The organism is Nostoc sp. CALU 546 (assembly GCF_048836525.1).
In genome coordinates this window covers 87331-99368 of the sequence record NZ_JAWJTF010000023.1, presented here as the reverse complement: position 1 = coordinate 99368, position 12038 = coordinate 87331, and the positions used below count along the sequence as shown (strand labels likewise).

Annotated in this window: 11 protein-coding genes and 2 pseudogenes; 7 read left to right on the top strand and 6 right to left on the bottom strand. The window is 42.5% G+C overall.

What is annotated here, in order from left to right; translation table 11 throughout:
* Nucleotides 1-127 precede the first annotated feature (127 nt).
* The 3 genes and pseudogenes from RRG12_RS14420 to RRG12_RS14410 form a co-directional block, all read right to left on the bottom strand.
* Nucleotides 128-262 (bottom strand): annotated as a pseudogene (locus RRG12_RS14420) (DUF2811 domain-containing protein); the annotation flags it as partial.
* Nucleotides 263-392: 130 nt separating this feature from the next.
* Complete coding sequence (locus RRG12_RS14415) at nucleotides 393-683, bottom strand: hypothetical protein (protein ID WP_069074899.1); 291 nt, start codon at nucleotides 681-683, stop codon at nucleotides 393-395.
* An 8-nt stretch (nucleotides 684-691) separates the two neighbouring features.
* The gene (locus tag RRG12_RS14410) at nucleotides 692-1648 is read right to left on the bottom strand and encodes a ParM/StbA family protein (RefSeq protein WP_420759760.1); all 957 of its coding nucleotides are present in this window, start codon (nucleotides 1646-1648) and stop codon (nucleotides 692-694) included.
* Between the two features lie 380 nt (nucleotides 1649-2028).
* On the opposite strand from RRG12_RS14410, the gene RRG12_RS14405 reads away from it, so the two are divergent.
* Nucleotides 2029-2979 carry a sigma-70 family RNA polymerase sigma factor gene (locus tag RRG12_RS14405; protein WP_420759759.1) on the top strand — a complete coding sequence of 317 codons (951 nt, stop codon included), beginning with the start codon at nucleotides 2029-2031 and terminating at the stop codon, nucleotides 2977-2979.
* Between the two features lie 135 nt (nucleotides 2980-3114).
* Here the strand turns inward: RRG12_RS14405 and RRG12_RS14400 are convergent, their stop codons facing one another.
* Complete coding sequence (locus tag RRG12_RS14400; protein ID WP_109013002.1) at nucleotides 3115-4038, bottom strand: ParB/RepB/Spo0J family partition protein; 924 nt, start codon at nucleotides 4036-4038, stop codon at nucleotides 3115-3117.
* Complete coding sequence (locus RRG12_RS14395; protein WP_109013003.1) at nucleotides 4035-4811, bottom strand: ParA family protein; 777 nt, start codon at nucleotides 4809-4811, stop codon at nucleotides 4035-4037. The genes RRG12_RS14400 and RRG12_RS14395 overlap by 4 nt, the downstream gene beginning before the upstream one ends.
* A 409-nt stretch (nucleotides 4812-5220) precedes the next feature.
* Between RRG12_RS14395 and RRG12_RS14390 the strand changes: the two are divergent.
* The 4 genes and pseudogenes from RRG12_RS14390 (at nucleotide 5221) to RRG12_RS14375 (ending at nucleotide 9138) form a co-directional block, all read left to right on the top strand.
* Nucleotides 5221-7465, top strand: a pseudogene (locus tag RRG12_RS14390) (ATP-dependent RecD-like DNA helicase).
* A 202-nt stretch (nucleotides 7466-7667) separates the two neighbouring features.
* Nucleotides 7668-8618, top strand: a complete 951-nt coding sequence (locus RRG12_RS14385; RefSeq protein WP_420759758.1) for an RpoD/SigA family RNA polymerase sigma factor — start codon at nucleotides 7668-7670, stop codon at nucleotides 8616-8618.
* Between the two features lie 92 nt (nucleotides 8619-8710).
* The gene (locus RRG12_RS14380) at nucleotides 8711-8962 is read left to right on the top strand and encodes a hypothetical protein (protein WP_084227415.1); all 252 of its coding nucleotides are present in this window, start codon (nucleotides 8711-8713) and stop codon (nucleotides 8960-8962) included.
* Nucleotides 8860-9138 carry a hypothetical protein gene (locus tag RRG12_RS14375; RefSeq protein ID WP_176727231.1) on the top strand — a complete coding sequence of 93 codons (279 nt, stop codon included), beginning with the start codon at nucleotides 8860-8862 and terminating at the stop codon, nucleotides 9136-9138. Before RRG12_RS14380 ends, RRG12_RS14375 begins: the two co-directional genes overlap by 103 nt.
* 189 nt (nucleotides 9139-9327) lie before the next feature.
* On the opposite strand, the gene RRG12_RS14370 is transcribed toward RRG12_RS14375, so the two are convergent.
* Nucleotides 9328-10311, bottom strand: coding sequence for a Rieske 2Fe-2S domain-containing protein (locus RRG12_RS14370; RefSeq protein WP_069074849.1), 984 nt, complete (start codon nucleotides 10309-10311; stop codon nucleotides 9328-9330).
* 61 nt (nucleotides 10312-10372) lie between these two features.
* On the opposite strand from RRG12_RS14370, the gene RRG12_RS14365 reads away from it, so the two are divergent.
* Nucleotides 10373-11194 carry a TetR/AcrR family transcriptional regulator gene (locus RRG12_RS14365; protein ID WP_069074850.1) on the top strand — a complete coding sequence of 274 codons (822 nt, stop codon included), beginning with the start codon at nucleotides 10373-10375 and terminating at the stop codon, nucleotides 11192-11194.
* A gap of 316 nt (nucleotides 11195-11510) precedes the next feature.
* Complete coding sequence (locus tag RRG12_RS14360) at nucleotides 11511-12026, top strand: DUF1579 domain-containing protein (protein ID WP_084227417.1); 516 nt, start codon at nucleotides 11511-11513, stop codon at nucleotides 12024-12026.
* Nucleotides 12027-12038: the final 12 nt, after the last annotated feature.

Here is a 12038-nt window from a genome sequence, read left to right as displayed (position 1 = left end):
ACTTTGCGATTTACTGAGATTCGCTTGCCATTAATCCTGACTCAAGAAATCTTTCTGAGTGTATCGTTTAATTTAGCTTTTGTTTAGTATGACTTTTAGAGAATAGCAGATTCAGGTATGTTGTAAATTAGCCTCGGCGAAACAGAGCTTCTAGATAAACCTGGGAAACACGGCGATCTCCATCAGCATTTTGCAACAGAAACAGTGAGATAGCTGCGGTAATAAGGCGATGTTCATCCCAATCAGGATGCTGTTCTAGATAGCTGTTTAAAGACTACAGTAGATCCTATGCTACAGACAAATCTTCGGCTCAGTGACGACTCAAGTGGAAAAATTATTTTCGCGTCACGGTGGAATTAACCTCGTATGTAATTAACAACTTCCTTTGACGGTTACAAATCAAAATCAAGGCTGAATGTTTCCCCACCATAATCTTCTTCTTTCTCCTCTGGAAATGGAGTTGGAGTCCAAGAGGTGAGTTGGTTATCTTCAGTATTAATGGCTGTAGAAGCTAAAAGTTGTGCGGGTAATCCAGCCTTGATGAAAACAAAATAGCAATCAACTATAAAGTAAAGCGTGTCCAGGTAACTTTTATCTAGTTTTTGCGATTCTGCAAATATGCGCTCTCGGTAATTATCTTTAAGGCGAACTTTTTCCGGTGCTAAGTCTTTTTTATCTGCCATAGTTATATTCACTTAATAGATGTTGCAGGATTCTTGCTGCTAATGGTTTTTGCCATTTCTAAAAGCCCAAAGACATTGGCTTCTACCGGATTGTCCAGGATTTTGAAGCCGTTTTTCTCCAACAGCTTCTTAAATCCAGGTAAGAGGCAGCCTCCACCAATCGCCCAGATTTCATCCCCTTGGTGCTTGGCATCCAATGTGAGATTCACCACTTTCTTCAAGTATTTTTCATACCAATCTTTCAAAGAAGCACTGTATATATCTTTGATATCGATGTCACGGCTGTACCTGGTATGCCCCATTTCCAGACAAAATCGGATTTTGGAGGCATCCCCGATTTTTCCGCCATTTAAATGTTTCATTTTTTGGGAGATATCATCGATGAGAACTTCTACACCTATAGGGTAAGCAGTGTGAACTTCTCGCTGACCCCGGTTGTAACGAGAATACAGGGTCGTACCATTGCCAAAGTCTAAAATAGTTAGCTTTTTGGGTAATGGATGCCCAAACAATGCACCCATCCCCTCTAGTACAACTTTAAGTACTTCTACTTTCACGTCTGATTGTTTGCCAGCAAGTATTGGCTGATATTCTCCATTGAGTACTTTTTGTAGTTCTGATGCCAGAGCAACATCATGTAAGCTGACGACTAATTTTAAGTGCCAAGCCTTACGGTGTGGTAGATGTGCCAATGCACCCAATAAAGTCAATAATGCGTTGTTGACTTTGTTTTCATTATTATCGGTATTCCGGTCAAAATAATTCCCTGTGCGGTAAGCAGACTCTCCAACTGTATAAGCACTACCGTTAAAGACTACACGCCCTGGCACATCTTCCATCTCGGCATTGGTTATATAACTCGGCACACGAATTACTTCAAATCCTTCGACTAAAAGTTTGAGACTTCCGTAACCGTTATCGAAACCCGCAGGAAAAATTTTTTGCAACGTGTGAATGTTTGACATAAATACAAAAGTAATACACTTTGATTTTTGAAAATTATCTGTTGAAGTGATCTGCAAGGGCAAGAGAAAGAAGAATAAAATATCTTCCCCTTTTTTGCCTAATCTCAAGAGCTTATCATAACCCCTTGGGGGCTAAATGGGGTACAAAATGTTAATCAGTGAAATATACCCCATTTAACACCTATATGTACCCTATATAGGGGTCAAAATTTCACCAAAGTCTTGAACTATTGTTGGGGTATATGTAGCCCCCATATAGCCCCCAATAGGAATTTTTGAAATCTTTTTTATCAACGTAGCAGAAATTAATTTTAGATCGTTGTTAACTCTTTGATTTATACTCTACTGTCAAGGTCTAAATTAGCTTTACGCAACGCAAGATGTCTAGCCAAAGCTCTGATACACTTGGAATTTACCTACGAGAAATTGGTCGCATTGATAGGCTATTACCTGAACAAGAAATTTTCTATGCAAGACTTGTAAGGTCTATGCTGGCACTTGAGCAGCAAAAGAATCTTCTTGTGCAACGGCTAAAGCGTTCTCCAAATGGGTCTGAACTCTCTGCCGAGGTGAATAAAACAGAAGCAGAATTAACCCAAATCCTTGAACAAGGGCAATTGGCAAAACATTTAATGATTACCGCCAACCTCCGTTTAGTGGTTGCAGTCGCTAAAAAATATCGTTGGAGTAAGCTGGAATTTTTGGATCTGATTCAAGAGGGAGCAATAGGTCTACAAAAAGCGGTAGAAAAATTTGAGCCGAATCGGGGCTATAAATTTTCTACTTATGCATACTGGTGGATTCGGCAAGCAATTACCAGAGCAGTTGCAGAACAATCCCATACTATTCGCCTACCCCATGACCTGACTAAAAGATTGATGCAAATCAAAAAGGCACACGTTGAACTTTTTCAAACCTTGGGAAGAACACCCACTATTATAGAAATCGCTGAAGCTGTTGATGCATCACCTAAACAAGTTGCCGAATGCCTAAACGCATTTCGTCCGCTAGTTTCTTTAGAGCTAGGAATTGGAGAGGAGCAAGAAAACCAACTGCAAGAGATATTACCCGACGAAAGAATCTCCGCACAAGAGTATGTTGCTCTAGAATGTCTCCGATCAGATTTACAGGATTTATTAGCTACCTTGAAACCAAATCAACGCCAAGTCTTAATGTTACAGTTTGGGTTGTCGGGCGAGGACAAGTTGACAGCAAAACAGGTTGCACAAAAACTTAATCTCAGCCATTCCAAGGTACGCTCTGCTCATGGACAAGGTATCAAAGCTTTACGACGTGAGCAAGACAAAATTAAAAATTATTTGGCTAGTTAAAACTGTTTATGGCAAAGGAGAAGGAATCACTTTTGTTGAAAGTACTTCTGGCGTATTCAGTCTAATCGCCGTTTGCTCACATTTGGGACATCTGAGTCTTAGACAGAATAAGATGCAGTAACTTCTAGTCCAGTTTTAATCATCCTCGTTAATTAAAATCTCTATTTGAGCAAACAATAATTCAAGCTTCTTGCGCTTTTTGGGATTATCCCATAGCTTTGATTTTTTCATTTTCTTATAGGTAGAATCTATTTGCTTCTCTAATTCCTTCTCTTCTGTTGACGACTTACGGGTTTTCAACCTTTCTCGAATTTCATTTAATGATAAATTTTGTAATATCGCCTCTTCCAATAAAGCAATACGTTCTGTCTTCTCTTTCAACTTAGCGATTACTTTAGCTTTTGTGTATTCAATTTTTCCTTGGCGTAGAACTTCTAAAATTTCATCAGGCAACCGCAAGAGAGGAAGTCTGTTAGCAGTGAACGACTCCCATTCCATAAGCCCCAAGCCTGTAAAAATCATTTTTACATCCTCTGCATGAGAATTACTGATAACGTTATCAGTAACTTTTCCCGCCAAAATATTTTGCATTTTATAAAGTAAAGATATAACTTCTGGCACTTTCTTATCTAGTTGAAGTGCTATAAGTTCTAAAATACCTTCTGTTTCTTCAATAGGATTGAGATCGTCTCGCTGTAAATTTTCTACCAATGACAGTTGCAGGGCTTCCTGATCATTTAACGAACGTGCAATTACAGGTACTTCAGTTAATCCTGCTAAACTAGCTGCTCTGTAACGCCTCTCTCCGGCTACCAACTCATATTTATCATCAGATAAGTAACGGACTAACAATGGTTCTAAGATGCCATGTTCTTTAACCGACTGTACTAACTGCTCTAGCTTTTTTGGATCAAAATAACGGCGAGGCTGCTGAACAGAGAGTTGAATTTTTTCGATAGTGACAAACTGTCCACAGGGAAGAGTGTCTACAGACTCGCCAATCAAAGCTTCTAATCCCTTAAGACGGCGACCATAAGGCTTATCACGCTTTATACTCATAATAATTTCTCCAGCCCTTTAACAATTTTTTTTAGGATTGATAAAGCTGGATGCTTAGGATTAAAGATTGCCAGAGGAACATTTTCTTCAGCAGCATCAGCAAAAGCAGTAGATCGAGGAATTGGGTCATAGACTATCCCAACCTGTGACAGTTGTTCTTGAATAGCTAATAGTGTTCGTTCATCTTGGCTATTACGTGAATCAAACATCGTTGGGATAAACCCAGCAATTTTTAACTTTCGATTTGGAAGAGACTTAACGCGTGTTACTGTATTTAAGAGTAATTCTGTCCCCAAGAATGCCTTGTATTGCGTCTGGATCGGCACTAAAACGTGAGTTGATGCCACTAAACTGATATAAGTAAGAATGCCTAAACTAGGGGGGCAGTCAATCAAAATAAAATCATACTGTTCGCTTACAGGTTCCAAAGCATATTTAAGACGTAAATCACGCATATCTGCTACTACTAACTCTAATTCAGCTGAAGTCAGATCCTGAGATGACGGAACAAAATCCATCCCATGAATTTCTTTAAGAATTGGTAGTGCTTCCTGATCAATCACTGCATTATAAATGGTTTTTTCTTGGGATTCAGGCGCAATTCCCATAAAGTTAGTAAGTGAAGCTTGAGGATCTATATCAATTAAAAGAACTCGGTAGTGATGCTTGGTTTTAGCAGGCTTTAATTGTGCTAAGTGATAACCAAGATTAATCGCTAGAGTGGATTTCCCAACTCCACCAGCTTGATTAAATAAACAAATAATAAGGCTCACTAAATTGGCTCACTTATAATTTCGGCTAACTTTTTCTTGAAAACTAGATTATAACGACAACGGAGTAAGCACAGATAATATTTGGCTATCTAAATTTGGACTTTCATAAGCTTATATAGTTGAATCAACTCAAAAGCTTATCATCACTTCGTTTTAAATAAATTAAGCTGGGCTACTCCGCGCTGCTGTCCAACTAGCCACCGTAGTTCTACCACAAAGTTAGATGTATTTCATCAAAATCAAGGTAGAGGGAACGTGCGGTGTCAATTTCTCTTTGTTTCTGAAGATAGTATCTGATGTATTTGGTGCTTCTTCATTACACTAATTTCAGGCAGGCAACTTAGTATTTATGTACTATAATTAACTGATTTCTAGTATTATAATGATGTGCGGCATCTGATGATAAGCAATGTCCACTCCACCGAATCTTTCCCCTCAACAAGTAAGCGCCTTTCCTCAACACGAAACAATCACCGGAGTCGTAGAACGTTTAACTTTTTACTCTGCTGAATCGGGTTACACTGTGGCAAGGCTGACCCGTCCCCGTAGCACCGAACTGACAACAATTGTCGGCAGCTTTGCTAACATCCAGCCAGGGCAGACTTTACAACTAACTGGTTTCTGGCGTGACCATCCACAATTTGGGCCACAGTTCCAAGTCATCAATTATCAAGAAACCAAACCAGCCACTCTTACCGGAATTGAGAAATATTTAGGCAGTGGACTCATAAAAGGTGTTGGGTCAGTAACAGCCAAACGCATCGTCGCTCACTTCGGTTTAGAAACGCTCGACATTATCGAAAACCAGATTGAACGACTGATTGAAGTCCAGGGTATTGCCAAAAAGCGGATCACTCTCATCAAAAACGCTTGGTCAACTCAAAAAGCGATCAAAGAAGTGATGGTGTTTCTCCAGGGGCATGGCGTTTCTACCACTTATGCTGTGAAGATTTACAAGCAATATAAGGATGAAGCGATCGCCACTGTTACCCATAATCCTTACCAGTTGGCAGCCGACATCTACGGTATTGGCTTTCTGACTGCTGACAAGATTGCAAGAAATATCGGAATTGCCCCTGACTCAGAATTTCGTTACCGTGCGGGGATTATCCATTGCCTAAGTGAAGCTGCCGAAGATGGTCATTGTTACTTACCACAAAGCGAACTGATTGAGTCGGTAATCAAACTGCTGACAACCGAATCTCATCAGCCCACAGAAGAAGCGGTTGCGATCATTATTAAAGATATGGCTCTCGCAGATGAACTGATTAGAGAGCGGGATGAAGAGAAAACACTACTTTGCTACAAGCCAACTTACTTCCATACGGAACAGAATTTAGCTCAACTGATACGCCAACGCTTGGAAAATCCTGTTGGCACTGACATTGAGCGCGTGCGTGATTGGATTGAGCGCTTTACAGCCAGCCGTAAAATTCAGCTTTCAGAACAGCAACGCCAAGCTGTAGAAACAGCAGCGTACTCCAAAATCATGATCCTCACTGGTGGCCCTGGCGTTGGAAAGACCTTCACAACTCACACCATTGTCAGCCTGTGGAAAGCAATGGGTAAATCTATTGCTCTAGCTGCACCCACTGGACGGGCTGCTCAACGCTTAGGTGAAATGACTGGGCTGGAGGCAAAGACAATTCATCGCTTGTTGGAATTTGACCCGCGCTCAAGGGGTTTCAAGCGCGATAGCGAAAATCCTTTACCCCACACGGCAATTATCGCTGACGAAGCTTCGATGCTTGATTTGTTTCTGGCTTACTCCTTAATTAAAGCAGTACTAGCTGGCGCTTTACTGTTGTTGGTGGGTGACATTGACCAGTTACCATCTGTGGGCCCAGGTCAAATACTGGCTGATTTGATTAATTCTGGTCGTGTGCCAGTAGTGCGGTTAACTCAGGTATTCCGCCAAGCTCAAAACTTGTGCAATTATCACTGCTGCTCACCAAATTAATCGAGGAATTTATCCCACAATCGAGCCAATCTCCGACAATCCTGTGTCTGATTGTCTGTGGCATGGTGGAGGTCATCAGCCTGAACATGGAGTGCAAGCAATCTGCGAGTTGATTACCGATTTGCTCCCTCGCTTAGGTTTTAATCCTGCCACTGATGTCCAAGTGCTTTGCCCGATGACACGGGGAGTAATCGGGACTCGTAACCTGAACACAGTATTGCAGCAATTGATCAACCCACCCAGCCCCAACAAGGTGGAGATTAATAGAGGTGGGAATTTATTACGCGAGGGCGATCGCATCATTCAGCTAACCAACGACTACAACCGAGAAGTCTTCAATGGCGACTTAGGAATTATCCAAAACATTGATACTGTCGAGCAGGAAGTTGCAGTGCAATATGGTGAGCGGACTGTGGTTTACGATTACGCTGACCTCAATGAAATTGCGCTAGCGTGGTGCGTGACTATTCATAAAAGTCAGGGGTCAGAATATCCGGTGGTGATTCTGCCAATCTATATGCAGCATTATATGATGTTGACTCGGAACCTGTTTTACACTGGGCTTACCCGTGCCAAGAAGTTAGCGATCGTAGTTGGAGCAAAAAAAGCGATATCTTTGGCGGTGCGCTCTACTGATGACCAACGGCGGTACACAAGGTTACAGCAGAGGTTACTTCAGGCAGGACTGCATTAATATTTCTTGGTTATTAAATAATTCGTAATTCGTAATTCGTAATTAAGTTTTGTGATGGAGATTTAGACCCCGACCCAAAACTTGCTTATTTTTTGAACTGCGGGATTTAAACCCACGGTACTCGGTTAAAAATAGAAAATTTTAATGAGCTATTTGATTTATACTTTTAAATCCCCTGGTTTAAAAAAGTCGAAAAGTTTGTATGTCCAGCCTCAGTTCAGACATGGTTCGCATCTATTTGCAGGAAATTGGTCAGTATCCTTTATTAAAGCCAGAGGAAGAAATCGCTTATGGTAGACAGGTACAAGAAATGATTGTCATTGAGCAATCTAAAAATGAACTCACTCAACAGCTAGACCGTGAACCAACAATGACAGAATTAGCCAACGCTGTTGAAAAAACTGAAACACAAATCCGAGCAGCGCTACACCTTGGTCAAAAAGCTAAACAGAAAATGGTGACAGCTAACTTGCGACTGGTAGTATCTGTTGCCAAGAAATACCAGAACCGGAATTTGGAATTCTTAGATTTGATCCAAGAAGGATCAATAGGTTTACAAAGGGGTATAGAAAAGTTTGATCCCAACCGGGGCTATAAGCTATCGACCTATGCTTATTGGTGGATTCGCCAAGAGATTACACGCGCTATAGCAGAACAATCGCGCACTATTAGATTACCTATTCATCTCACTGAAGTACTTAATAAAATTAAGAAGGTGCAGCGAGAAAGCTTTCAAAAACTCGGTCGTCATGCCACTGCTGAAGAAATTGCATCAGCATTAAACATAAGCACAGATAAGCTTCGGGAATATCTCACCGCTTCTCGCACAGCCATCTCTTTAAATAAACAAGTCGGAGATGAGAAAGAGACAGAATTGGGCGAAATTTTAGCAGACGTTGGCGCTTCACCAGAAAAACTACTCACCCAAGAACTTCTATCGCAAGATGTAGCTAAATTCTTAGAACCATTGACACCTATACAGCGTCAAGTGTTGACTTTAAGCTTTGGGCTAGAGAACGATCAGCATTTCAATCTAGCTCAGATTGGCCAACAGCTAAACCTTAGCCGAGAACGGATTCGTCAAATCCAGGTAAAAGCTATAAGTATTCTCCGCCATCGACAAAACGACATGCAAGAGTATTTATTTGATTAAGTAGAATTACTTTCGTCAGATGATGCACGGATCTTGTAGAACTAAGACGAAAAACTATATTAAAGAAGTAAGTCCACAACAGTAATCAGTCAATGCCCAGCAAAACTATTGAAGTCCGAGAGTACACCGTTAGAGCGCACAAGCGGGAAATTCACACCCGCGTTTTCAACTTCGTATGTAAACAGTGTGAACAACCCACACAACGAGAAACCTTTGGTGTGCGACCGCTCTACTGTGAAAAATGCCGTCCTCCTCAACCTCCCAAGCAATCGAAAGTAGTCCCTATAGGCAAGAGGAAACCCAGAGCGATGAACTACAAGAGTGGGAAGGATATAGCTGGGTAATTTTTTGCCTCAAGGTTAAGAGCGATACCTTCTCTTCTCTTTCAGAGACGCACTCGCGTTCGAGAGGCAATGCCTTCGGCACGTCTTCGACGAATGCCAACGGCGGACGGTTACGCCATCGCATGAAAGTGAGTGAAGCAGTGCGCTCATTCGCTCAACCTAACTCAAACTGGTAAAAAGTAATAAGAATGAATGTCACCTTTGTAAAAAAGAAACCTAATTTACGCACTGTATTTATCGAATCGTAGACATTAGCTACGGGTGAAAGCGTTTATTGATTTTTTAGCAAAACGATTTGGCAGTCTGCCCTACTGGGAAGATACGGCAATTTAAGGGTGTAGGAATCGATGGAATAGATTTGCTGTCTATTTGGAGAGATTCGGTTTCACAACGTCAGGAAAGCTCTCAAAATTGCGCCGCACCCAATCCATGCCTACTTCATTGTTGAGTTTAATTTTCTGAGGTGTATCCGGATAAATTTTGCTCAAAATATCTGCATCTTGCTCGACAACAACCTTGCCAAATTTTAGATAGGTGCTGCCAAACAGCTTAAAGACTGGATGCTTTGCCTGACCAAACAGTAAAATATAAGTCCGGGTGCGATTCTCAGCTTCTGGCACAAAGAAATGACACTGGGCAGCTTTACCAAGCGGCATTTCGCCATGAAAAATTATCAGGGATGGAAAGTGGTTTTCCAGGTGCGCTTTGATGGTACTGGGCAACAGCATTAAGTCAGGCTTTCTCAGCTTTTCGCTTAGGCTGTAAGGAGCGGTTGGCATATCGTAGAACGCATGAGAATGATGCCCATCGTCAACAAACTGATGAAACTCCACTTCGGTAATCCGAAATAAATCTCGGTGAGTACCATTTTGATGATTGTAGTCATGCATGTTCAGCAGCATCGTCAGCAGATCCGTCTCGATGCTGCGATCGCCTGTATGCCCAACAAAATAGTATTTTTCGGCGATTTCATTCAACACAGTCGGAATGGCTATCTTCGGCGCATAGCCGCCATACGACCAGATGAAATCCCCTTGAGTGATTAATTCTAGAGGTTGTAATTGAGCTAATGTTTTCTTACCTGATCCGGGTAAAACTGTACAACCTGCCGCATCAAACTCCAACGCATGAAATGGACACACAACTGCACTTGTCCCATCGCTTTGAACTTCACACCATCCTTCCGATAGCATCGCGCCCATGTGAGGGCAGGCATTGGGTAAGGCATGAATCGCTCCGGCAGCATCCTTCCACATCACGTAATCACTGCTGTATAAAGAAATTTTTCGGGGTTGGTTCACAGACAACATTGACTTGTGCGCCAATAACCAAGGCGCACCGGGAAGCATTGAGTGCATGGTGTTCTCCGTTAAAGATAAAATTGTGAAAAATCCGTCGTGTTTCTAAAATATGACAGAATGTTCACGTTCGTCAAGCAGCGAGTTATCAAAAAATCTCCGTCGGCAACCCAAACAGCAGCGGGGTAAAGCACGGGTTGAAAAAATCCTAGATGCGGCAGCGGCGGTCTTTGATGAAGTGGGCTACGAAGCGGCGACGACTCATCTAATCGCAGCTAAAGCGGGAACAGCAATCGGCTCTCTCTATCAGTTTTTTCCAGACAAAGCTGCCATTTTCAAGGCAATGGAGTTACGCCATACGGAGCGAGTGAAAGCGATGTGGGCACGGGTGGACATCCCAGCCATTGTGCAACTGCCGCTTTGCCAAATGATTCATGCGATTGCCACTGCTGTAGCAGCGCTCTTTGAGCAACCCGTGTCACGAGTGGTGTTTGTGCAGTTTTATCTAGCCCGTGAAATTTTCCAGACGATCGATGAAAGCATGACGCAGGAAGCAATCAACTTCATGGCAAGTATTCTGAGGCAACGCAAGCCCGCCCTCGCCGAGGAACAGTACAGTCTGCTGGCAGAAGTGTGTGTGCATAGCAGCAACGCGGTGATGCTGGCAGCCCTCCGCAGCCCAAATCAGGAACACTGCCAACGGTTAATTCAGCAGATTGAGGACTTGCTGGTATCCTATTTAGAGCCGCATCTGGGAGATTATCAGTCGAATTATGTAATGAAAGTAATGGTATGCCCTCAATGTCGATCGCAGCAGTTATCGAAAAATGGGTATCGCCGAGGCAAGCAGTGCTACCGCTGCAAGGATTGCGGGCGGCAGTTTGTAGAGGGTGGGCGATCACATTTTTCCTATCCCAATGAGCCATCTGAGTAACTAGAGCTATCTTGGCGTCACCGTGTCAAACCGGGTAGATTGTACGCGCTTGGCTGAAACTAAGATGAGGTAAGCCTTTCAAGAAGTGTTTTTTGGTGAAGGCAATCAACTTCAAAAGGAGAAATCATGAGTACCATTCGTCAATCTGCCAGTTAAAAACCTCAATTAGTTGAGTCATGATAGTATTTATGTACTATTAAAGTTTTGATTTTTGATCATTTCACGCGGTTCATAGCCCTTTGGGGCGGCTTCGCCTACAGAGTTGGGCTTCGCGCTAATTACATTCCTCAATGATTCATCAAAAGGAGCTAAAGCAATGGAAACAGCCAAAACACAACAGGAGCCAATAATGAATACTGAGCCACAAAAAGAACATCAGTGGCTACAGAAACTCGTCGGTGAGTGGACTTATGAAACAGAAGCGATGATGAGTCCAGATCAACCGCCTGAAAGAGCAACAGGAACAGAAAGTGTGCGATCAATCGGTGGACTCTGGGTTGTAGGTGAAGGACAGGGCGAAATGCCCTGTGGTGGTGCGGCAACAATGATAATAACGCTGGGATATGACCCGCAGAAGCAACGCTATGTAGGCACCTGGGTTGGGTCAATGATGACTTATCTGTGGTTGTACGAAGGTGAATTGGACGCGGCTAAAAACATGCTAACGCTCAATTCTGATGGGCCCGCGATGACGGGCGATGAGAAGATGGCAAAGTACAGAGATGTAATCGAGTTCAAGAGTGACAATCATCGGGTGATGACATCTCATATATTGGGTGATGACGGGCAGTGGCACCAGTTTATGACCGTAAATTCTCGGCGAAAGCATTAACAGAAGGGTACC